The organism is Wolbachia endosymbiont (group A) of Melieria omissa (assembly GCF_964031125.1).
In the GTDB taxonomy this organism is placed as follows: domain Bacteria; phylum Pseudomonadota; class Alphaproteobacteria; order Rickettsiales; family Anaplasmataceae; genus Wolbachia; species Wolbachia pipientis.
In genome coordinates this window covers 609,365-630,469 of record NZ_OZ035007.1, presented here as the reverse complement: position 1 = coordinate 630,469, position 21,105 = coordinate 609,365, and the positions used below count along the sequence as shown (strand labels likewise).

The window sequence follows — 21,105 nt, the reverse complement described above, 5'->3', positions numbered from 1 at the left end:
TCTTCTTTTTACTCTTTCACTCTTTCATAATAGCTGTCATCTGGAGTATATACTACAATTTTATCCTCTTCTTTTATAAACTGAGGCACGTTAACGCGCATTCCGTTTTCCAAAATTGCAGGCTTATAAGAAGCAGTAGCAGTTTGTCCTTTAATAACAGACTCTGTTTCTTTCACAGCAAGTGTAACATAATCAGGCACATGCGCAGAAATTATTTTGTCTTGATAAGCTACAACTTTAATTTTCATGTTATCCTGTAGATAAATCTTTTTTTCTCCCAATAAATCCAAATTTATAGTGATTTGCTCGTAATTACTTGGATGCATAAGATTTACAATGTTTCCTTCAGTGAAAAGGTAAACATACTCCTCTTCATCTAAAATTGCCCTTCTGATTGTTGCATCAGAGCGAAATCTTTCATAGTGTTTTGCTCCGGTCTTGATATTTTTCATTTCAGCTTGTATGTATGCACCACCTTTACCAGGTTGAGTATGCATAATACCTACAACCAAAAATAATCCGCCGTTATGTTCCAACACCTGACCTGGTCTGATATCGTTAGCTCTTTCTGCCATAATTACATTTTCAGTTTGATCTTACAATTATAAATAGCTTTATATAAATATCAAAGTCTTTATTAGTCAATAAATTCTGGCATATTTAATACTATATACTTCCCCTTTATATTTATATGTGAAAATATCTCTTTAGTGAAAGATAGCATAATACGTTTTTTTGTGCTGATAACTAAAATTTCTAATATATCCCCTGAGCCGAAATTATACACAGATTTTACATAGCCATATAATTCATTACTTTTCAGCCTTACTTCCATATCTACAAGGTCACTTTGATAAAATTCATCCTCATCATTTAGCTCTGGTAACTTGCTTCTTTCTATATATAGCTTCTTATTCCTTAAAAGCTCTGCTTCATTACGGGAATTTACTCCGCTCATTGTAGCTATTACTAAATTATCACCTATGACAGATACTGAGTCTATTTTATAATTCTCATCACCATTTATTAGCTCACCATATAAGGATATATTTTCAGGTTTTTCGGTAAAAGTTTTTAATTTAACAGCTCCTTTAATTCCGTGAGGAGAGGTAATAATTCCTAAGCATACCAGATTGTCGTTCATATTAATATCAAGCATCTAATCAGAAGATTTCTCAGATAAATATTGAGCCAGAATCTCAATTCCTTCATCAATCTCTTTTTCAGTGATAATTAGTGGAGGTAAAATTCTCACAACGTTATCTGATGTTACTCCAACAGTGAGTAAACCACGATGACTTAACTCTTCTGCAAACTTTTGATTGTCTGCTTTCACTTTTATTCCAAGCATTAACCCTTTCCCTCTCACTTCTTCTATTATTGAAAATTTACTTGCTAAGTTTTCTAGTTTATTTTTTAAGTATTTACCTCTAATTTCAACATTTTTCAAAAAGCCGGGGCTGAGCAATTCTTCGAGCACAGCATTACCTACTGAGGTTGCAAGCGGATTGCCACCAAAAGTGGAACCGTGCATACCAACTGCCATATATTTAGCAGCCTTTTCAGTTGCAAGACAAGCCCCCAGCGGAAACCCCCCGCCTATTCCCTTTGCAAGAGCACATATATCAGGTTCCACTCCTATATGTTCGTATGCGAATAATTTTCCTGTCCTACCAGCACCGCATTGTACGCAATCAAAAAATAACAATATGTCATTTTCATCACACAGCCTTCTTAGTTCTTTCATAAAGACTTCATTCATTACTTTGATACCACCTTGCCCTTGTATTGGTTCTATTAATATAACGCCTATACCACTTGAAATTGCTTTCTTTACGCTCTCAATATTGGGCTCGATGTTATCACACCAATCAATGTAGGGATTTAGTAATTCAGAAAATTTCTGTTTATCGTTTGTAGCACAAGTTAAAAAGGTTCTTCCATGAAATGCACCATGAAATGTTAAAATTCTGTGACGATTTTTATTGTCTTTTCCATTTTGATAGATCCTAGCAATCTTAAGTCCACATTCTACTGCCTCTGATCCAGAATTTGAGAAAAATACAGTGTCAGCGAAACTATTGTTTATTAATTTTTCTGCAAAATTATTGGCAGCAGGTATATTATAGGTATTTGATATATGCCATAATTTTTCTCCTTGCAATTTAAGAGCACTAATTAATCGTGAATTGGTGTGACCTAAGCTACTAACGGCTATTCCGGAGTGAAAATCTACGTAGCGCTCACCATCAACATCATATAGGTAGATACCTTTGCCATGAGAAAAATTTATATTAACAGGAGAATAAACTGGCAAAATAGGAGAAATTGTCATAAAATATTATATGCTAAATTTTATTATTAATAACATAAAAGCCGTTGTTTCGCAATGAGTAAGGATATGTATAAGATAGGTAAATTAATGTTTTCTGCACTGGGGAAAAACAAATACACAAAAGTTATCGCATTATTCTCATCAATTTTTATGATTTTATTCAGTGTGATATATTGTAATTATTTACTAAGGAGTAATTTCCTTTCTTCTTACCGTGATTCAAGTGTAAACTTAAAAAGCGTACTGGAAAATGGCATAATAAAAAAATACCATTATTTACTAATAGAAAAGCATCACATTAAATACAAAAATTTTGACTACATAAACCAACTAGTAAAACTACGTGCTGAATTATTACAATCAGTGAGCAAAGTAAAGGATTTCAGCTTAATACTGTATGATCAAAACGGCAGAATAATATTCAGTAATTTTAACACTCAAGATTATGATTATGAACAGTTACTTACAAACGATGAAATTGATAAACTATTAAGTAACCAAGAAATATTTTATACTACAGGAAATACATTAACTTCTATTTTCCCTATATTCCATGAAAATAGCGTTAAACCGTCGTTTTTTTTGAAGATTCTTCGAAACTACAATAATTCTTATGTTATAGCATATGGCCTGTTTTTAACATTTTTGGGCCTATTATTAATAATCTTAATATTAATAATGTTCTATTTGCACTTTTCTAATACCCAAATGCTAGCCAAGCAACATAAAACTAACATTGAATTACAGCAGATAAAAGAGACATTAGAGCAAGAAAATGCAAACAAGCTAAAGTTTTTTGCAAGCGTTACACATGAATTACGCACACCTCTTAATGCTATTATTGGATTTGCGGAGTTGATCAAAAATAAAACTTTAGGTTCAATGGATAATTCTCAATACAAGGAGTATGCAGACGATATATATAATGCAGGAACACACTTACTTACCTTAATTAATGATGTGCTCGATTTTTCTAAAGCTGAATCAAGTAGTTTAACAGTAGAAAAAGTGAAGTTTAACCTGAACAAAATAATGGATTCATGCGTAAATATGCTATTACCTAAATTAAAAGAAGCCGGGATTAATTTAAAAAAAGAGATGACTAATAAACAATTATTAGTCATTGCAGATCCCAAGAGAATGAAACAAGTTATAATAAATTTATTATCAAACTCAATCAAGTTTACTCCCAAAGATGGTTTAATAAGAATGGTGATAAAAGAAAATATAGAAAAAAACTTATTAACTATTGAGTTTCATGACAATGGAATAGGAATAATGCAGCAGGACATATATAAAGTTATGTCTGTTTTTGGCCAAGCAGATTCGGGGTATAGAAACGAAGGTACGGGCATCGGATTGCCGCTAAGCAAGAAATTAGTAGAGTTAATGGGTGGAACTTTTGACATTAAAAGTGAAGCAAAACTTGGTACTACGATAACATTGAACTTCTTTTATGAAGAACAAACATGTGAAGATTCGATTGATTTTTAATAGGATCTATTTGATATGGCCTTACATCAGACGAAAACCACACTTTATCAAAAGCGGCAAGCCGAGAAGGTAGGCAGAAATTCATCAATAAGCCCCCATCAAGAATCTTATCTGTTAGCTATATATAAAATTTGATACTCTGGCTACAATATACTACTATAGATAGAAGTGTTATTAATGGAGCAAGGTATGGAATTAGCAGTAGGAAATAATGCACCCGATTTTAGCTTACTAACAGATTCTGGTGAAAATTTATCACTGAGTGAATTTTTTGATAAAAAAAATGTAGTTCTTTATTTTTATCCTAAAGACGATACTCCGGGTTGTACAATGGAGGCAAAAGGCTTTAGAGATAAAATAGATGATTTTTCTTTCCTTGACACAGTGATAATTGGTGTATCAAAAGATAGTGTTAGATGTCACACTAACTTCAAAGCAAAATATTCTCTGCCGTTTTCTTTAGTTTCTGATGAGAATGCTGAAATGTTGGGAAAATATGGTGTTTGGGTAGAGAAAAGTATGTTTGGCAAAAAGTATATGGGAATAGAACGCACTACTTTTTTAATAGATAAAAAAGGTAAAATAGTGAAGATCTGGAAAAATGTAAAAGTTAGTGGACATGTTGATGAGGTTCTGGAAGAAGTAAAGAGAATATAAACTAAAGAATAGGTTAATGGCTACCCATTGCTACATAAAAAAGCTGAAATTACATAATTTTCGTAGCCACTCAAACTTTGAACTGGATTCAGATGATAGCTCAGTTGTAATAACTGGGAAAAACGGTATTGGTAAAACTAATATACTTGAAGCAATCTCGTTGCTTGCTAAAGGCAATGGAATGAAAAAAGCAAAAGCCAGTGAGATACAAAATAGATTCAGTAATGAAGATTGGGCAGTGCACTATGATTTTTTTAATGGAATGGATTTTAATTCAATTGGTATCGCAAAGAGTTTTGATAAGAAACTAATACAAATTGATGGAAAAACGCAATCAAGTTATTCATCTCTGTATAAGATATCCAATGTAATATGGCTGATTCCACAAATGGACTATGTTCTTCTTAATTCTCCAAGTGACAGATTAAAATTTTTAGACCGTATAGTCTCACTGTTTGAGGAAAATTACACTTGCTGCTACATGAAACACAGAAAAGCTAAACGTGAGCGAAGTAAACTGTTGAGAGAGAACACCTTGGACGAAAATTGGCTCTCTAGTCTTGAAAACATAATGGCCGTTAATGCAGTTAGTATTTTACGTATGCGATCGTCTGTTTTAAAGACACTACAAGACACAATTGATAACCATTCCAGTGAGTTTTTTCCGAAGGCAAGTTTGAAATTCAGCAGCCAGCTAACTTTGGACGATACTGCAGAATATTTTCAGAATCGTCTAAAGGAAAACAGAGAAAAAGATTCATTGACTGGTAGAGTAACCTTTGGTGTGCATAACGATAATTTTCGGGTTTTTTGTCAAAAAAGAAACGTACCAATAAATCTGTGCTCCACTGGAGAACAAAAGTTATTACTGCTTTCTATTATTTTATCCAGTGTAAAAGCAAGGTGTATTCATTACAATAAGGCACCACTTCTTCTGCTTGACGATATAATGTCTCATCTGGATAAACATTACAGAAAGGCGTTAATAGAGGAAATGTTAAGTATTCAATGTCAAACTTGGATAACTGATGTAAATCAAGATAATTTTAATAACTATCTTTATTCTTTCAAGTTTTTTGAATTATCAAATGAATTAAATGCAAAACTTCCTTGACAAACCTCGCCAGCCCCCTTATCATGATACTGAAGGTATTCAGTTATCTTCATCTGTGCAGATTAAACAGCAAGAAAACAACGTAGTTGGCGTCTTATTTTTAATTTTTTACACTATGTGCGCCTTATGTCTTCACAACATTTCTGGGTTTTTGCCTATATAAGCTGAAACGCGCTTATAAGTCGTTTAAGACAGTATAGTACGCCGATTTTGCAGGATTAGAGAGTGACAACTAGCTAACACGGGGTTTCTTTTGCCTTTTTTTCTGCTTAGTAAATTTCTTAAACATTCAAACTAAGGTGAGTTGCATTCAAAAGCAGCTAAATTGCAGTGTTTAAGACTTAAAAAACGCCAATACTGAAAATAGACAATGACCAGGGCTTCTTTTGCCTTTTTTTTCATTTGGTAAATTTCTTAATATTCATAGCTAAACGACAACCGTTATTCCGCTACTTGTTAGCGGCTGAGATACCGCGAATGAATCGCGGTATGACGGTTCGCGGTGACATGACGATAAGCCTTGTCATTCTAGCGCGTGGCGCTGGAATCCAGACTTTAACTGATATGATTACAGAAAGAGAATTTATTAGGTATTCATAGACACTGAAAGTGGTCAGCTTGACCACTTTCAAGTAAAGAAAACTACGTTTATGCCTCCAATAATTTCTATGGATGATTCTTTACTGCACCGTCTTCACAAATCACACCTCCTGGTGTTATTTTTGAAACGACTACAGGAGCGCCAAAAAACACAGCAGTAAATGCACCGAGTGCAAAAAGCGCTGGCCACGGCATTCTACCGAATATTGCAAGCAACGCTGCACCAATTATCACTATTGTGATCATTGGCCCACCTATGCCGTGAGTATAGCCTATTATCTTGCATATCACTGATGATGTTGTATCACTTTCATCAACAAAAACGGTGTTGGTGGTGCCACCACTAGTATTAGCATTTGCATCAAACGCAAAGGAGAGAATTAACGCCACAAGTAGAAGAAAATTTTTCATTACGCCTCCTATAATTTCTGTTTCATGTTTGATTATCTATCGCTTTGATTAAATTTAAGTAAATGGTGAGGGTTCTAGTAAATTTGTCATCCTATCAGTTTATAAAAATTCCCGGATCTCAGTGTTATTCACTTGGACAACATTTATACAATTGTGGAATAATGGTGCTCCTTTAAGAAGCACCGTTTAGCTAATGCTTTTCTAAATCTGCAGCGCCTATTTTTTACACGCTCCTGTACTTGTATCCCAGTTGGTACCATCAGGGCAAGCAGTTGCACCATTTTTACAAATCACACCGCCTGGTACTATTTTTGAAACAACTACAGGTGCACCAAAAAACACAGCAGTAAATGCACCGAGTGCAAAAAGCGCTGGCCACGGCATTCTGCCAAATATTGCAAGCAATGCTGCACCAATTATTACTATTGTGATCATCGGTCCACCTATGCCGTGAGTATAGCCTACTATTTTGCATATTGTGTTTGACGTTGCGTCATCAGTAACACTGCTAGCAAAAACATTATCAAATGCAAAGAAGAGAATTATAGCCTTTCTTATAATAGTCCGAATGCGATAAGATATGTGTTTATGGCTATAGCAGGCCAGTAGCATATTACGGTCTGTTCGGATTATTGTAAAAAGAGCTATAACGCCACTAGTAGAAGAAAATTTTTCATTATGCCTCCTATAATTTCTATGGATTCTTCGCTACTGCACCGTCTTTACAAATCACACCTCCTGGTGTTATTTTTGAAACGACTACAGGAGCGCCAAAAAACACAGCAGTAAATGCACCGAGTGCAAAAAGCGCTGGCCACGGCATTCTGCCGAATATTGCAAGCAACGCTGCACCAATTATCACTATTGTGATCATTGGGCCACCTATGCCGTGAGTATAGCCTATTATCTTGCATATCACCGATGATGTTGTATCATTTGTATCAACAAAAGTAGTAGGAGGAGCATTTGCATCAAATGCAAAGGAGAGAATTAATGCCACAAGTAGAAGAAAATTTTTCATTATGCCTCCGATAATTTCTATTTAATGCTGGATTAGCTACCATTTTGATTAAATTTAAGTAAATGGTGAGGATTTTTTTGCTTAAAAGTATCCTTTATTTCATTTAGAATACTTTTCTTGGTTCGTTTATATTACCATACGCGTCAAGTTAAGGAAATAAAGGTATGAAAGAGATAGAATAATAAGGTATAAGTTCTCCCAGATATACTTTTAGTGAGAGAACCAATGAATAAAATAACTTGCTTATCAAAAAAGCTCAAAGAATTTTTTAATGAAAAAGCAGAGAAAATCTCAATTACAACAAGGTTTATAAAAAGAAAGAGAAAGCTAAAAGGTTCATCATTCGTAAAAGCCATGGTCTTGGGTAATATAGGAGTTGATAATTGTAGCGTAGAAACAATGTGTCAATTACTAAACGAGGACTCGATAGATATAACAAAACAAGGTTTGGATTTTAGATTTACTGAAGAAGCAGTGGAATTTATGAAAAGGATGTATAATGAATCTGTGATTCTCTTTAAAAATATCTTGCAAGTTGATTGCAAAATCTTACAGCAATTTAATAGTGTTAAATTATTGGACAGTAGCTATATTACTCTACCTAACAGTATGGAAGAGATGTATAAAGGTTATGGTACTAGCTACAGTGGCTATGAAAGCAATACTAAGTCTGGAATAAAGTTACAATTAGTTTTCGACTACATGAATCAGATAATAGACCAACTTAATTTAACGGAGGGGGTAAGATCAGACCAGGGATATAGGAAACATTTAAGTAATATATTAAGCAATGATTTGCTAATATCTGATCTCGGTTATTTTGTGCCAAGTTCTTTTAAACAAATCAATGAAATAGGAGCTTATTTCATAAGTCGTTATAAATCCGATACCAACATATATGATGTAGAAACAAATCAAAAAATGGAGTTATTAGAATGTTTAGAGGATAAGTTATTTTTAGAAAACGAGGTATTGTTAGGAAAAGAAGCAAAAATTAGAGTAAGAATTATATGTCAGAAACTAACTGAAGAACAGTCTATGGCCAGAAGAAGGAAAGCTAATAGATTAGCAAGATCGCAGGGATATACATCCTCTAAAAGAAATCAAAAATTGTTGAACTGGTCAATATTTATAACTAATGTTCCAGAAAATAAAATTAGTGCTGAGCAAGTATTAACGATTTACAGAGTAAGGTGGCAAATTGAGTTATTATTTAAATTGTATAAAAGCCATATCAGGCTTGATAAGCTAAAAGGAAAGCCATGCAGAGTATTATGTGAACTATATGCTAAATTGTGCGCAATTCTTATATTTCACGGCATAGTTGGTTGCACAGAAGTGAAAAAGAATACAGAACTTAGCTTAACAAAGGCATTTATTGAGCTAAAAAGGCGGGTTAGAGAGTTATTTTTAGTATTAACCAAAATTAATAGTTTAAAAGCATTTCTTAAAAAACTCACTATAACTTGGTCGCGATTTTCATTAAAAGACAAACGTAGAAGGGCTAGAGTATCCACTTTAACCTCTCTAAATTTGCTCACAATCTCTTAACTTGACGCGTATGGTTGCATAAATTGGCTCTTCTTTGGGCGATTTTGAACTCTGCGAATTTTCTATTAAAATTTTACTCTTCTTCTCTTGATAATTTGATATCTCTTTGTATACAGACTCTTCATTTAATGAACTTCCATAGCCTGAATCTTCTCTCTGCTCATATATAGCTCTTTCCATAAAAGTCCGGATGTGATAGGATAAGGGTAGATGATGATAAGGAGGTTGAATGCCAGCAGCATATAGTTATGATTTAAGAAAAAAAGCAATGGAAGCGCTAGACGAAGGAGAAAGCAGAGAAACAGTGGCAGCAAGATTTAAGATTGGAAGAACTACTTTATGGGAGTGGCAGCAAAGAAGAAAAGAAACAGGAGACTTTCAATCAAAAAAACTTGGAAATGGGGGTTACAATCACAAAATTACCGACTGGGATACCTTTGCCAAATTTGCCAGAGAACACGGAGGAAAGACTCTATCGGAAATGGCTAAACTTTGGAACAACGTTAGTATCCAAACGATCTATCGAGCCCTTAAAAAAATTGGATTTACGCGCAAAAAAAGACATATGGATACAAGGAAAGAAACGAAGAAAAACGTGCTGAATTTTTGAAAATTATAGCGACAAAAGAACCTAAAAACTTAGTGTATATAGATGAGTCTGGCATTGATAACACCGAAGACTACCCCTACGGATATTGCCAGAAAGGACAGCGGTTTTATGCCTTAAAATCTGGAAAGAAAACTCAACGAATCAGTATGGTTGCAGCCTTAAGTGGAAGAAAGATAGTTGTTCCGTTAACCTTTGAAGGCCACTGTAATATGGATGTTTTTAATGGATGGTTTGAGCAATTTTTGACACCGATCTTGGAACCTGGACAGACTGTCATTCTTGACAATGCTACTTTTCATAAGTCTGATAAGATTATCGAGCTTGCTAAAGGGGTTGGTGCAGAAATTTTGTATCTGCCGCCTTATTCTCCAGATTTCAACAAAATTGAGCATCATTGGTTTGCTATAAAAAACAGAGCCAGGAAAAACATTCCTCTATTCGAATCCTTTCGTCGTGCTGTTGATTCTGCCTTCCTATGACCTGTTCGGACTATTATGAGAAATGCTATAAAGGATTTTCCTTTTGCTTTTTCTCTTGATAATTTGATATGTCTTCATATTCAGACCCCTGATCTAATGAACTTTCATAGCCTGAATCCTCAGAAGGATTTTCCTTAGCATCAGGCATACTAAAACTATTAGCTCCTTTTAGTAAAGAAGATGTAGACTTTGCCTTGCTTTCTCCATCTGAGGATATTTCTGATTTAAAGCGTACCTTCCTCGAATCTGGAGCAGCCGGAGGTGCTGTTGTTGGTCGCTTTATTTGCCTCATGCGATTACCACCTAATTTTTCTTTCGGCTGTTCTTCTTTTCGCAGCTCAAAAGTACCTTCCTTTTGCTTTCTACCTTCCAAACTCACTTCGTGTGATCTATCTTTTCCTTGACTCTTTTCACTTTGTTCTAAATTTAAAGAATCTTTTAAAATATTATTTTTTTCTGAAATCTTTTTCTAATTGTTCCAAGAGATCAATTTTTTTTAAAATTCTTGTATACTTAGCTGCTGTTTCTAAAGTGAAACTTGACAACTCATCATTTACAAAATTACTTATACTACTGTTCTTGGTTGGAAAATTTTTTCCCAAAATTCTATTCATTAATGTTTTAAAAAGACCTAATGGCTGTTCTACATAATTGTTCAAGTCAGTATATATAACAAACTCAGCTATACCTTTTGCCTCACCTGTAAAACCTTCTAATGCATGAGATAAATCCCTTAACGTTTTGTTATATTGTTTCTCTGCATTTCCTAGCTTTACAGCTTTGATCAGAGAATCGAGATTTTTTTTATAGTTCTCACTTTTAAATGGATTATTCATACTAATTACAGCTCATTATTTATTAAAATATAGATCTAAAATATTAAGATCTAGTAAATATTACTTTTGTAATTCATGTAGAACTATAGCTATAATAAGTAAGATTCCCTACGTCATACCGCCGCGGTATCTCCAGATCCCGCTAACAACTTACTATTACCCACAAATATGAGGTTCGTGAGCAAGTCGCCATCCTTCTGCTAAATCAAAGAGACGTTTATATCCTTTCCAAAGAACATAAGGTCCTGGTTCTGGGTCATTTTTTCTTGCTAAATGGCCTCCAAGTTCATGAAACAGCTTCTTTTATGTTGGGAACTACACTTGGACATGGTTTTCTGTGTATTTTAACGTATAAAACTTTCCATTCCTCTTCAGCTAATAAGGTAGTACATGGTAATGTTGGGTTAGCTCTTGCAATTGATGTAATAAAGAAGATCCTCCAAGCAATAATACTCATAACTGTTAGATATCTCATTAGTCTTTCTGCTATTCCAAGCCTACATTCTTCAACTTTGAGACCGAATTTAAAATTTTATGTAATATCTCTATTTTCCATCTAAGGCAATTGTAAGTTAAAAACGTGATATAAAAGAGATAAGAGAGAAAGATAACCCTGTTCACTAGGAATAGCGGGCGTGCGCGACCGAAAGGAAATTGGTATTACAACCGTTGGTATCAAGGTACGCTAGCCCTATCTCTCGATACGTTTGAATAGTTGCTTGGGACATATATATGCACCCGTTTACAATCTTAAATTAACTAAAACTATCGAGGTTTATTATGGTTACATCTTATCAAAATTTTATTGGCATTGACATCGGAAAATTTAAAAATGTCGTTGCAATTCACAAACAGAAGAATGCTGTCGAATTTGATAATAATGCTTCTGGTTGGCAACAATTATTTCAAGAGTTTTCAGATATTCTACCTAATGCTTTAGTGACTTTAGAAAATACAGGGAAATATGAGCTTGGCTTATCACATTTTCTTACCGACAAAAATATTGCCGTGCATCGAGCTAATACTCGTAAAGTAAAAAGCTTTATTTTATCTCACGGAACTTTAGCAAAGTCTGATAGATCAGATGCAAGAGCTCTTGCTCAATATGGATTTGAACGCCATAGAACTATCTCTCTATTTGTACCTACCTCTACAGAACAATCAACTTTGGCTGCACTTTGTCAACGTCGTGATGATATTACGCAAATGAGAACTCAAGAAAAATGCAGACTTGAAGCACCGGAAAATGATCATATAAAAGAAAGCTGTCAAAAGACCATTGAGTTTTTCGATAGTCAAATAAACGAACTCAATGATACTATACAAAAGATTATTGATGAAAGCCGCGAATTACAACAACGCCAAAAAATTCTTAAAACAGTTCCTGGAATAGGTAAAAAGTTATCACAAGATTTTTTGTGTTTAATGCCAGAGCTTGGTTACTTAAATAGAAAAGAAGTAGCAAGTCTTGCCGGAGTTGCACCGCATCCAAAAGAAAGTGGTAAAGCTGTTGGTTACCGAAGGATTACAGGTGGTAGAAGTAACGTTCGTTCAAAGCTCTTTACAGCCGCTATGGCTGCTACAAGGTCAAAATCTATACTTGGCGCCTTTTATTCTAAGCTTGTTGAAAGTGGTAAGAAGAAGATGGTGGCTATAACAGCCCTAATGCGTAAAATTATAGTAATTGCTAATACAAGACTTAAAGAAGCAATTAATTTGCATACTTAAAAATCTTCACAACGGTAACTGAAATTGGCTAATGAATATGTGCGTCCACACAGACTTAAAGCACATATTCATTAGCTTAAGCAGAAATTGCTGTGGTAGCTGTTTGATATAAAATTCTATTTCTATGACAAACGGGTTTTTATTGCCCATATAATTTGCAAAATTACACAAATAAAAAAATTTTTAAAAAACATAGTTGATACCAACTAATTTTTTCAACAGCTTCATCGAAAGTATTAACTGAAAGATTCGTTAATAGCATCCATTCTAGCGGTTTTTTTTTAAGGGAAGGGGAGTTTTCTCAACAACATAAACTGCATAAAGTGGTAATTTAGGTAGTTCTTCCGTCTTATGCCTAATATTATTCTTAGATGGATTCATCATAAACTTTCCAAATCTAACTTCCAAACGTGCTGTTCTTTTTGGCTTATTATCTTTTACAGGAACTTCAACTTCTACCGTACCTGTACAATGAGAGGATTTAATAAATGCCCATAACTTCTGCTCACCTTTTTCAGGATATCGAGATTTTCTATTTACTGCTCTATCTCTGCATGCTCTAACTAGCACTGCCGAATTAAGATTATGTGCAAGCTCAAAAAAGTCATATATATCTGCTTCTCTATCGCATACAGTTATAGTCTCAGTTTGAGTTGGATCAATAATATTATTTGTTTTTCTTAAAGTTTCCAACCACTTTACGCTTTCTTTATCTTCAATGCGATCGCTCTTTTTTTTAAGGTTCTCAGTTTCTTCAGGTCTTGAATAAACTTTTTGATCTAGTATCCCTAGTACCAAACCTTCTATACTAACGGCAAGAGCTGTATGCATTATAATACCTTTTGCAGTATCATAACTGGACAAATTTGCTAATCCGCTTGTTTTTTTATGGTTATTATATACAATGTAACTGGTATCTTGAATGACAAGAACCCTCTTGTGAGCTTTTGTTCTCTCAACCGTCTTATTAATATGTGTAGCTAAAATATCACTTTCTTTTACATTCTCATTTTGAAAAAAACGGTATGCTGCTTTTGCTTCTGACCAACTTCCGCATGCCTCATTAATTGAGCTTTCAGGTAAACTTATCAAACTATCAGCAATCTTTACTAATCGGTCAGTTAATCTTTTATCTCCAAATTCATTTTTAGCCCATTCACTACTTTTACTTGCCATTTTACACCCTCAATATTTGCAAACTTTAATATTGTAATATTTTACTTTTTAGTCCATTTATATTTGTGGGTAATAGTAAGGAATGACACCGTCTTGGATGGAAACCAGTGTCAGCTACTTTCATGACACCATCACAAGGTGAAACTGGATCCCAGTGGGCTTTGTTGCATCGCTCAAGTGAAAAGAACTGGCAGTTACTGACAAAATTCATTATAAATAGCCATTTAACTGTTGAAGAAAAAATATGCCACAAAAAATGAGAGTCAGTAACTGCCATGAATATAACAAATTTCTCCAAGAAAGAGGAAGCATTTTTTGTTATATCAATGACGCCATAGAAAATTGGTACGAGAATTGTCCAAAAATGCAGGGCGGCAACTATATTTATAGTGATAAAGTTGTGATTTTGGTGCATATAATCGTCAGTTTCTTTAGAATTGGTTTAAGACAAACAGTCGGGTTTATAAAAGGGTATTTGTAACAAATAGGAAGAGATTTGGCAGTTATCAGCTATTCACAAGCATCAAGAAGGTTTAAGAAACTTAATATTAAGATAAATGATTGCAGAAAATAATATGGAAGATATCGAAATTGCTATAGACAGTACAGGAATTAGTATATACAACAACACACAGCAAGGAAAATAGCACTGACAGAAAATATCGTGGCTATGAGCAAACGAGAAAATTGCACGTAATGTTGAATATAAACAACAAAAAAGCCATAGCTGTAAAATACAGTAACGGCTGATCACTATGGAGCTTGTGATTTGCTAAAAGAAGTTGATTTTCAGCATGCCATAAAAGCACTATATGCAGATAGAGCATGTGATAGGCACAAGTTTTATAAGTTGTGTAACGAATATGATATAAAGACAAAAATTCCACCAATAAACAATGCGGCAGAACATCCAGAAATAGATTATATGTCTAACAGGAATGCTGCTATTAGGTTAATAAAATTATACGGTGAAGATGGCATGAAAGAATGGAAAAAAGAAGTAAATTATGGGAAAAGATCTTATATTGAAGGGTTTTTCTCAAGATTAAAGCAAATATTCGGATTTAGTTTTAGGAATAAATCTGAGATAAATCGAGAAAAAGAACTAAATGCTATTTGCTTAATAAATTCACTGATATTGGTATGGCTAAATTTGAGATAGTTACATGAATTTACCATAAATCACCATCTCATAAAGTGTGATGCAACAAAGCCATCCCAGTGTCAGCTACTTGGATGACAAGAAAGGGAACACTGGAATTTTTGTTTCAGCATTAGCCATGCATCTAAACAGATACGTTGCCTTGAGAATCGCAACATCCATGCAGTTATGCGCGTAACACTGAAAATCAAAAAAACAAAGAGGCAGACTTAATCTACCTCTTTTATACTTAGCTGTCTAGTCTGGTACTTTTCCTTTAGCAGCTTGTTCAACAATAGGTGAGCCTAAATAAGTGTTAACCTCTTTAGCACCATCTTTGTCTAAACCTAATGTTTTATTCCACTTTGTTTCATTTACTGCCTCGAACTTACCTTCATCGTTTTTCTCTTTTAGTGAACCTATCTTGAAGAGTAAAGTATTGCCTAGTATACTGGTAAGCTGATTAATATCAACAATAATACGGTAGTTCTTGCCTTCTAAGCTGAAGTCTATATAATATTTATCCTTTTCTACCTTACCTTCTTCATCTTTAACTTGGTTATTCCTTGCAATTTCCCTAAATGCGTCTTTTGTTACTAGCAACCCATCCTTAATAACCTTCAGAGCTTTCAACTCAGATATTTCGTTATTTTTGCTGATAGCATATATTGCTAAATAAGTCAGCGCAGCAGCAACAAATGCTAAAACGCCCATTCCAAGTGGTGTAGCTGCAAAAGCTGCTAGCTTGCAAGTTGAAGGCCTCCAAAGCGGTGTTGAAAGTATTGCTAATCCACCTATAACGTATATAGCAGTAAATGCAACAAATACAGTGTTTGCTTTGTGGAGCTGGCCACAATGATTTTTGAAAGTTAGCATAAACGACTTCATTTAATAAAATATTAATATGCTTAAATTGTGTATAAAAGAACTGTCATAGTTAAGCTTTTTCGTAAGCTACCTGCCGCTTGAGCCAAAGCCCCCTGCATTGCGACCGGTTTCTTCTGCGCAGAATTCTTCTCTGTCATCCCAAATTACCTGAGATACAGGAGAAATAAGGATTTGTGCGATTCTATCTCCTCTTTTTATTTCGTATGGCTGATTACTTAGATTAATTAGACAAATTTTAACTTCACCTCGATAATCAGAGTCTATAGTACCCGGAGAATTTAAGACAGTGATTCCATGTTTTGCAGCAAGACCAGAACGTGGGCGGATTTGCCCCTCAAAACCGTTTGGTATTGCAATCACAATTCCAGTTGGAACAAGTAATCTTTCAAGTGGATTTAAAACAGCAGAATCATTCAATGCAGCATAAAGATCCATGCCAGCACTCTGCGTAGTTGCATAACATGGAAGAGACAAGTCTTCTCCGTGTGATAATCTTTTTATTTCTACTTTAATTTTACTTCTTTGCACTCCAATTTACCATCTATGAAGACTCAATTATAGCATGTAAATTGTATCTGCAAAAGTGATAAATGTAAATGATGTCATTCCAGCGCGTGACGCTAGGCCATAAAATTCCTTGACAAGTTCAGTGCTCCTTTTTTTGTCATCCCAGTGCCTCTATGATGTCATTCCAGTCTGGAATCTAGTCCTTATTATGCAGCCACTTGGTTGAAATTAAGTCTTCTGGATCCCAGTGTCTGGGCACTGGGATGACATCATAAGGGCGCTGGGATGACACCCTGACAACCGTCATCCCGCTACTTGTTAGCGGGATCTAGAGATACCGCGAATGAATCGCGGTATGACGTAGATTGCTGTCATTCCAGTGTCAGCTACTTGAATGACACCCTCTTGGTATTCGTGTAGTTGCAAGCAGTATAGCTATAAATCACTCACAATCGATATGCTTGAATTACTCTCAGTAAATAAATCAAGCATAATGTTAGGTATTCTACCATCAACTACGTGAACAACTCCAGCACATTCCTCCGCCATTTTAACGTATGCCATAAGCCTTTCAATAAATTTTTCCCCTTTAATTTTCCCACAATCAATCGATGCATTTAAATTTTTAACAGATATCTTCCTGCCACCAATTTTATTTATTTCTTCATCTGTGTCACTCAAGATTATCATTTTAGATGCAGAAACTGCGATTGCGATTGCGCTTGCAGTGCTATCGGCATCAATATGATATGTTTCCCCATCTTTTCCATGACCAATTGGTGCAATAACTGGTATAAAATCTGATTCTTCAATAAAAAATAATATATCAGGATTGATTTCAGTGGGTCTACCGATGAACCCCATGTCTAATATCTTTTCGATATTATTTGATCTATCTTCTCTAAGCGTAGCGGTTATTTTTTCGGCTTTAATTAAGTTACCATCTTTTCCACATAATCCAATAGCTGAACCACCAGCAGAATTTATATGCTGAACAATTTTTTTATTAACTGAGCCACACAGTGCCATTTCAATGATTTTCATAGTGTCTCTGTCTGTAAGTCTGATACCATTCACAAATTTACTGTCCATACCCAGCACTTTTAACACCGAGTTAATTTCATATTCTCCGTCATGAATTATTACCGGATTTATACCAAGCTGCTTCAACAAGACAACATTATGCACAAAAGTGTTAAATAGTGTTTCATCTAAGATTATTGTACCACCGCATTTAATGACAAAAGTCTCGCCTACAAAGCTAGGTATATTAGATAGCACTTCAAATAATATTTCTGCTTTTTGTTCAAATGATACCTCACCCTTTAAGAATTCACTACTCTTCATTTTTTTATCTTGTAAACTTGAAAAACTCATCTCTTACCTTGGTTATTTTATGCTTAACACGGATGCTCATTTGATGAATTGACACATTCTCATTATTAATCCATCTTTGAATATCTTCTATAATAGCACCTAAGCTTTTTTGACTTACTTTATCTATTTTTGTTAGCACAACGTTAAAGTTAATGTTATTATATATTAACCAATAAATGAAGTCTTTGTCTATTTCTTTTAATCCTACCTTGCTATCTATCAACACAAACACTCTTCTTAGATTTCTTCTTTGAATTAGATAATACTCAATTAAGTTTAAATATTGTATAATTTCCTCCTTACCTGCATGAGAATAACCATACCCTGGTAGGTCAACAAGCCTGAACTTATCATTGTACATAGAGTAAAAATTTATTTGTCTAGTGCATCCAGGTTTAGAGGAAACTCTGGCAGCTTTTTTGCTGTTTATCAGTAAGTTAATCAGACTGGATTTTCCTACATTTGATCTACCAGCAAACGCAATCTCTGGAGCCGACTCATTTGGTAATGATTTTATGTCCGAAGCTCCAAATATGAAATTGCAGTTTGATGTTATCTGTTTTGCCATTATATTCAACTAGAAGGTAGTAGGTATATTATAGTGTTATTGCTTGATATAAGAAATTTTTTATTTCAGTATATATTACTTAGCTAGATCTGTGCTATATGGATATGGAAAATAATTTACAAGACTTAAAGAAAAAATTTAATGATATAGAGAGGAATTTGGAAAATCCTACCAATTTAAGTCAAAAAGAATTCATTACCCTTTCAAAGGAATACTCTGAGCTCAGGCCAATAATCAAGATAATTGATGAATATAACACGCTGAAAGAGGAAATTTCAGACTTAGAAGAAATAATGAAAGATGAAAACAGCGAAGGTGATATAAAAGAGTTAGCAAAAGAAGAATTTTTCGAAAAGCACAAGGTATTATTACCAAAAATAAAAGCAAAATTAAAGTTAGCATTATTGCCCAAAGATGAAGATGACTCAAGAAATGCAATATTAGAAATTAGAGCAGGTACAGGCGGAGAAGAAGCAGCATTATTTGCAGCAATGTTATTTCGTATGTATCAAAAATATGCAGAAAGAAGAAATTGGAAGTTCGAGCCAATAAGCATTTCTAATACAGGTATAGGTGGCTATAAGGAAGCTTCTGCACTCATTAATGGAACAGAAGTTTTTGCAAGGTTGAAATTTGAATCAGGGGTGCACAGAGTACAGAGAGTGCCAGAAACTGAATCCTCAGGAAGGTTGCATACCTCTGCCGCTACTGTTGCGATATTACCTGAAGTAGAAGAAGTTGACTTTAAAATAGAAGAAAAAGACTTACGAATAGATGTTTATAGATCCAGTGGTCCTGGAGGGCAATCAGTGAATACAACTGACAGCGCAGTAAGGGTCACCCACTTGCCAACAGGGATAGTTGTGATACAGCAAGATGAAAAATCGCAGCATAAAAATAAAGCTAAAGCGCTCAAAGTATTGAGGGCAAGGCTATACGAAATTGAAAGACAAAAAAAAGAAATGGAAAGGTCAACAATGAGGAAAAGTCAGATTGGCTCTGGTGATCGTTCCGAGCGCATAAGAACATATAATTTCCCACAATCAAGAATAACAGACCACAGAATTAATCTAACTTCACATCGGCTAGAGCAGATTATCAAAGAAGGCGAACTAGATGAATTTATTGAGGCATTAATCTCACGTAATGAAGCAGAAAGATTGGCAGGGGAAAGTTAGCAGCCTACAATGGAATATCTTTATTAATTACATAGGATCTTTTAAACGCAATAGATAGACAGTAAAAACAAGTTCTAGTACTATCGCGGATAAAACAAGAACAGCTACACTAATTGTTTGACCATTGTAAATGTAGCTTGTTAAGCCGATAAAAATAGCCATGATAAAAGCTCTAATGAACGAGACTGCAGAAGAAGCTGTGCCTTTAATTTCAGGGAAAACATTTATTGATGCATTAAAAATCACTGGCTGGAAAATTGCACAACCGATAGAAAAAATAATCATAGACAGTGTTACTAAGTAGAAAGAGTGGGGTACAATTATACTGAATATTACAAGCAATAGAGACCCAATAGCACCCACGCTCGTACCAGAAATTACACACTTTATTGCTCCAAGTTTCTGCAAGATTTTGCCAGCAAATAGACTGATGAGTGAGAAGCACCCAACTATTGCACCTTGATGTAGTGCATAAATAGTGCTAGATAAACCAAAAGTCTTCATATACAGAAAAGGTCCACAAGTGATGAATGACATATAAGCAGCAGAAAAGAGGCTTGACATCAAAGACAACGTAACAAACCTCGGATTAGATAGTAGTTTTCTGTAATCTTTCATCGTTTTTTTCAAACTGAAAATATCGCGGTCCTTTTTTGTTTCTGGTAACGCTAAAAGCAGCAAAACCCAAGAGATCAAACAAAGTATTGCAACAGTTGCATAATTACCACGCCATCCTACAATTTCATTGATGAAACTGCCTAACACTGGCGCAATTGCCATGACAACTGTAAGAACAGAATTCATGATTCCAATAAATTTCACCGCTTCGTCACCTTTATAGCTGTCTGCAACGATTGCAAACACAACTACAGATGTGCTGACACCAATGCCCTGAACAAAGCGAGAGATTAAAAGCCAAAAAATCGACGGTGCAAAAACACAACCAACAGCGCCGATTAATAACAAAGTGTTACCTATGATCATAATTCTCCTTCTGCCGTAGCATTCAGACAATGGACCGAAAAACAACCCTCCTATGCAAAAGCCTAAAAAATTATAAGCAATAGTTAATTGAATTGTTCCTTCTGATACGTTAAAATAGCGCACCATATCAGGAAAACTAGGTACGGAAATGTCAATTTCAATGAACTTGGCAATTAGAGACAGGATTAATAGAAATGGTAGTAACATTTGAGATTTTCAATTAATGAATAAAAATATCACATTTAAAGCGTTGAAAGAAGAACATTTTTTACTGTTATTAAAATGGTTAGAAACACCTCACGTAAAGAGGTGGTGGATAAATTGGACACCAGAGTTAATTGAGAAAAATATGACAACTATGTTAAAGCTCTTACTCTCTGTCCTAACTTTACTTATTTCCTCTTACTTTTTCAACAGTTCGTCTAAATTACTACAAGCAGTTTAATTTTT

21 protein-coding genes and 4 pseudogenes are annotated in these 21,105 nt (G+C 34.5%); 9 read left to right on the top strand and 16 right to left on the bottom strand.

Annotated elements, in window-relative coordinates:
- Window positions 1-8: 8 nt before the first annotated feature.
- The 3 genes from efp to ACQH2Q_RS02900 form a co-directional block, all read right to left on the bottom strand.
- On the bottom strand, window positions 9-575 hold the full coding sequence (gene efp, locus ACQH2Q_RS02910) for an elongation factor P (RefSeq protein ID WP_012673415.1): 567 nt from the start codon (window positions 573-575) through the stop codon (window positions 9-11).
- A gap of 62 nt (window positions 576-637) precedes the next feature.
- Window positions 638-1,144, bottom strand: a complete 507-nt coding sequence (gene rimM / locus ACQH2Q_RS02905) for a ribosome maturation factor RimM (RefSeq protein WP_182309759.1) — start codon at window positions 1,142-1,144, stop codon at window positions 638-640.
- A gap of 15 nt (window positions 1,145-1,159) precedes the next feature.
- A complete protein-coding gene (locus ACQH2Q_RS02900) occupies window positions 1,160-2,335 on the bottom strand; it encodes an aspartate aminotransferase family protein (RefSeq protein ID WP_425383588.1) in 1,176 nt (391 codons plus the stop codon).
- A 66-nt stretch (window positions 2,336-2,401) separates the two neighbouring features.
- On the opposite strand from ACQH2Q_RS02900, the gene ACQH2Q_RS02895 reads away from it, so the two are divergent.
- From ACQH2Q_RS02895 to recF, 3 genes are all read left to right on the top strand, one after another.
- Window positions 2,402-3,829 (top strand): sensor histidine kinase, encoded by a 1,428-nt coding sequence (locus ACQH2Q_RS02895; protein WP_265044050.1) that lies wholly within the window; start codon window positions 2,402-2,404, stop codon window positions 3,827-3,829.
- A gap of 189 nt (window positions 3,830-4,018) precedes the next feature.
- Window positions 4,019-4,486, top strand: a complete 468-nt coding sequence (gene bcp, locus ACQH2Q_RS02890; protein ID WP_264339215.1) for a thioredoxin-dependent thiol peroxidase — start codon at window positions 4,019-4,021, stop codon at window positions 4,484-4,486.
- Window positions 4,487-4,502: 16 nt separating this feature from the next.
- Complete coding sequence (recF, locus tag ACQH2Q_RS02885) at window positions 4,503-5,600, top strand: DNA replication/repair protein RecF (protein WP_425383587.1); 1,098 nt, start codon at window positions 4,503-4,505, stop codon at window positions 5,598-5,600.
- 666 nt (window positions 5,601-6,266) lie between these two features.
- On the opposite strand, the gene ACQH2Q_RS02880 is transcribed toward recF, so the two are convergent.
- The 3 genes from ACQH2Q_RS02880 to ACQH2Q_RS02870 all read right to left on the bottom strand — a co-directional run bounded on the left by ACQH2Q_RS02880 (window position 6,267) and on the right by ACQH2Q_RS02870 (window position 7,632).
- Entirely contained in the window at window positions 6,267-6,611 is a 345-nt protein-coding gene (locus ACQH2Q_RS02880) for a TrbC/VirB2 family protein (RefSeq protein ID WP_264339216.1), read from the bottom strand.
- Between the two features lie 216 nt (window positions 6,612-6,827).
- Complete coding sequence (locus tag ACQH2Q_RS02875; protein WP_425383586.1) at window positions 6,828-7,223, bottom strand: TrbC/VirB2 family protein; 396 nt, start codon at window positions 7,221-7,223, stop codon at window positions 6,828-6,830.
- An 82-nt stretch (window positions 7,224-7,305) separates the two neighbouring features.
- Complete coding sequence (locus ACQH2Q_RS02870) at window positions 7,306-7,632, bottom strand: TrbC/VirB2 family protein (protein ID WP_264339217.1); 327 nt, start codon at window positions 7,630-7,632, stop codon at window positions 7,306-7,308.
- A gap of 225 nt (window positions 7,633-7,857) precedes the next feature.
- On the opposite strand from ACQH2Q_RS02870, the gene ACQH2Q_RS02865 reads away from it, so the two are divergent.
- Complete coding sequence (locus tag ACQH2Q_RS02865) at window positions 7,858-9,183, top strand: IS4 family transposase (protein ID WP_264339118.1); 1,326 nt, start codon at window positions 7,858-7,860, stop codon at window positions 9,181-9,183.
- Here ACQH2Q_RS02865 and ACQH2Q_RS02860 read toward each other — a convergent pair.
- Window positions 9,160-9,363 (bottom strand): hypothetical protein, encoded by a 204-nt coding sequence (locus ACQH2Q_RS02860; RefSeq protein WP_425383585.1) that lies wholly within the window; start codon window positions 9,361-9,363, stop codon window positions 9,160-9,162. The two genes, ACQH2Q_RS02865 and ACQH2Q_RS02860, sit on opposite strands and share 24 nt — an antisense overlap.
- Window positions 9,364-9,412: 49 nt before the next feature.
- Here ACQH2Q_RS02860 and ACQH2Q_RS02855 point away from each other — a divergent pair.
- Window positions 9,413-10,272 (top strand): IS630 family transposase gene (locus tag ACQH2Q_RS02855; RefSeq protein ID WP_264705388.1). Its coding sequence is split into 2 segments (ribosomal slippage): window positions 9,413-9,737 and window positions 9,737-10,272, totalling 861 coding nucleotides; the frame shifts between segments, so codons are not numbered across the junction.
- A 25-nt stretch (window positions 10,273-10,297) separates the two neighbouring features.
- On the opposite strand, the gene ACQH2Q_RS02850 is transcribed toward ACQH2Q_RS02855, so the two are convergent.
- From ACQH2Q_RS02850 to ACQH2Q_RS02840, 3 genes and pseudogenes are all read right to left on the bottom strand, one after another.
- Entirely contained in the window at window positions 10,298-10,645 is a 348-nt protein-coding gene (locus tag ACQH2Q_RS02850; protein WP_425383584.1) for a hypothetical protein, read from the bottom strand.
- 73 nt (window positions 10,646-10,718) lie between these two features.
- Window positions 10,719-11,108 (bottom strand): hypothetical protein, encoded by a 390-nt coding sequence (locus ACQH2Q_RS02845; protein ID WP_425383583.1) that lies wholly within the window; start codon window positions 11,106-11,108, stop codon window positions 10,719-10,721.
- 156 nt (window positions 11,109-11,264) lie between these two features.
- Window positions 11,265-11,672, bottom strand: a pseudogene (locus tag ACQH2Q_RS02840) (IS4 family transposase); the annotation flags it as partial.
- Window positions 11,673-11,888: 216 nt separating this feature from the next.
- Between ACQH2Q_RS02840 and ACQH2Q_RS02835 the strand changes: the two are divergent.
- A complete protein-coding gene (locus ACQH2Q_RS02835) occupies window positions 11,889-12,836 on the top strand; it encodes an IS110 family transposase (protein ID WP_209472550.1) in 948 nt (315 codons plus the stop codon).
- Window positions 12,837-13,029: 193 nt separating this feature from the next.
- Here ACQH2Q_RS02835 and ACQH2Q_RS02830 read toward each other — a convergent pair.
- Window positions 13,030-14,012: pseudogene (locus tag ACQH2Q_RS02830) on the bottom strand (IS4 family transposase); the annotation flags it as partial.
- Between the two features lie 244 nt (window positions 14,013-14,256).
- Here ACQH2Q_RS02830 and ACQH2Q_RS02825 point away from each other — a divergent pair.
- Window positions 14,257-15,182 (top strand): annotated as a pseudogene (locus ACQH2Q_RS02825) (IS5 family transposase).
- Window positions 15,183-15,411: 229 nt separating this feature from the next.
- Here the strand turns inward: ACQH2Q_RS02825 and ACQH2Q_RS02820 are convergent.
- The 4 genes from ACQH2Q_RS02820 to yihA form a co-directional block, all read right to left on the bottom strand.
- The gene (locus tag ACQH2Q_RS02820; protein ID WP_231115830.1) at window positions 15,412-16,029 is read right to left on the bottom strand and encodes a hypothetical protein; all 618 of its coding nucleotides are present in this window, start codon (window positions 16,027-16,029) and stop codon (window positions 15,412-15,414) included.
- Window positions 16,030-16,107: 78 nt separating this feature from the next.
- The gene (gene dut / locus ACQH2Q_RS02815) at window positions 16,108-16,569 is read right to left on the bottom strand and encodes a dUTP diphosphatase (protein WP_006279458.1); all 462 of its coding nucleotides are present in this window, start codon (window positions 16,567-16,569) and stop codon (window positions 16,108-16,110) included.
- A 414-nt stretch (window positions 16,570-16,983) separates the two neighbouring features.
- Window positions 16,984-17,895: an acetylglutamate kinase gene (gene argB, locus ACQH2Q_RS02810; protein ID WP_425383582.1), complete on the bottom strand. Its 912-nt coding sequence runs from the start codon at window positions 17,893-17,895 to the stop codon at window positions 16,984-16,986.
- Between the two features lie 4 nt (window positions 17,896-17,899).
- Window positions 17,900-18,493, bottom strand: coding sequence for a ribosome biogenesis GTP-binding protein YihA/YsxC (gene yihA, locus ACQH2Q_RS02805; protein ID WP_425383581.1), 594 nt, complete (start codon window positions 18,491-18,493; stop codon window positions 17,900-17,902).
- Window positions 18,494-18,591: 98 nt separating this feature from the next.
- On the opposite strand from yihA, the gene prfA reads away from it, so the two are divergent.
- A complete protein-coding gene (prfA, locus tag ACQH2Q_RS02800; protein ID WP_007548640.1) occupies window positions 18,592-19,671 on the top strand; it encodes a peptide chain release factor 1 in 1,080 nt (359 codons plus the stop codon).
- Between the two features lie 27 nt (window positions 19,672-19,698).
- On the opposite strand, the gene ACQH2Q_RS02795 is transcribed toward prfA, so the two are convergent.
- Window positions 19,699-20,862 (bottom strand): multidrug effflux MFS transporter, encoded by a 1,164-nt coding sequence (locus tag ACQH2Q_RS02795; RefSeq protein WP_264339185.1) that lies wholly within the window; start codon window positions 20,860-20,862, stop codon window positions 19,699-19,701.
- A 16-nt stretch (window positions 20,863-20,878) separates the two neighbouring features.
- Here ACQH2Q_RS02795 and ACQH2Q_RS02790 point away from each other — a divergent pair.
- A pseudogene (locus ACQH2Q_RS02790) lies at window positions 20,879-21,021 on the top strand (N-acetyltransferase); the annotation flags it as partial.
- Between the last annotated feature and the right edge of the window lie 84 nt (window positions 21,022-21,105).

Coding starts and splice junctions, on each gene's coding strand:
- efp (WP_012673415.1), bottom strand. CDS start 575: ATGGCAGAAAGAGCTAACGATATCAGACCAGGTCAGGTGTTGGAACAT.
- rimM (WP_182309759.1), bottom strand. CDS start 1,144: ATGAACGACAATCTGGTATGCTTAGGAATTATTACCTCTCCTCACGGA.
- ACQH2Q_RS02900 (WP_425383588.1), bottom strand. CDS start 2,335: ATGACAATTTCTCCTATTTTGCCAGTTTATTCTCCTGTTAATATAAAT.
- ACQH2Q_RS02895 (WP_265044050.1), top strand. CDS start 2,402: ATGTATAAGATAGGTAAATTAATGTTTTCTGCACTGGGGAAAAACAAA.
- bcp (WP_264339215.1), top strand. CDS start 4,019: ATGGAATTAGCAGTAGGAAATAATGCACCCGATTTTAGCTTACTAACA.
- recF (WP_425383587.1), top strand. CDS start 4,503: ATGGCTACCCATTGCTACATAAAAAAGCTGAAATTACATAATTTTCGT.
- ACQH2Q_RS02880 (WP_264339216.1), bottom strand. CDS start 6,611: ATGAAAAATTTTCTTCTACTTGTGGCGTTAATTCTCTCCTTTGCGTTT.
- ACQH2Q_RS02875 (WP_425383586.1), bottom strand. CDS start 7,223: ATGCTACTGGCCTGCTATAGCCATAAACACATATCTTATCGCATTCGG.
- ACQH2Q_RS02870 (WP_264339217.1), bottom strand. CDS start 7,632: ATGAAAAATTTTCTTCTACTTGTGGCATTAATTCTCTCCTTTGCATTT.
- ACQH2Q_RS02865 (WP_264339118.1), top strand. CDS start 7,858: ATGAATAAAATAACTTGCTTATCAAAAAAGCTCAAAGAATTTTTTAAT.
- ACQH2Q_RS02860 (WP_425383585.1), bottom strand. CDS start 9,363: ATGGAAAGAGCTATATATGAGCAGAGAGAAGATTCAGGCTATGGAAGT.
- ACQH2Q_RS02845 (WP_425383583.1), bottom strand. CDS start 11,108: ATGAATAATCCATTTAAAAGTGAGAACTATAAAAAAAATCTCGATTCT.
- ACQH2Q_RS02835 (WP_209472550.1), top strand. CDS start 11,889: ATGGTTACATCTTATCAAAATTTTATTGGCATTGACATCGGAAAATTT.
- ACQH2Q_RS02820 (WP_231115830.1), bottom strand. CDS start 16,029: ATGCTAACTTTCAAAAATCATTGTGGCCAGCTCCACAAAGCAAACACT.
- argB (WP_425383582.1), bottom strand. CDS start 17,895: ATGAAGAGTAGTGAATTCTTAAAGGGTGAGGTATCATTTGAACAAAAA.
- yihA (WP_425383581.1), bottom strand. CDS start 18,493: ATGGCAAAACAGATAACATCAAACTGCAATTTCATATTTGGAGCTTCG.
- prfA (WP_007548640.1), top strand. CDS start 18,592: ATGGATATGGAAAATAATTTACAAGACTTAAAGAAAAAATTTAATGAT.
- ACQH2Q_RS02795 (WP_264339185.1), bottom strand. CDS start 20,862: ATGTTACTACCATTTCTATTAATCCTGTCTCTAATTGCCAAGTTCATT.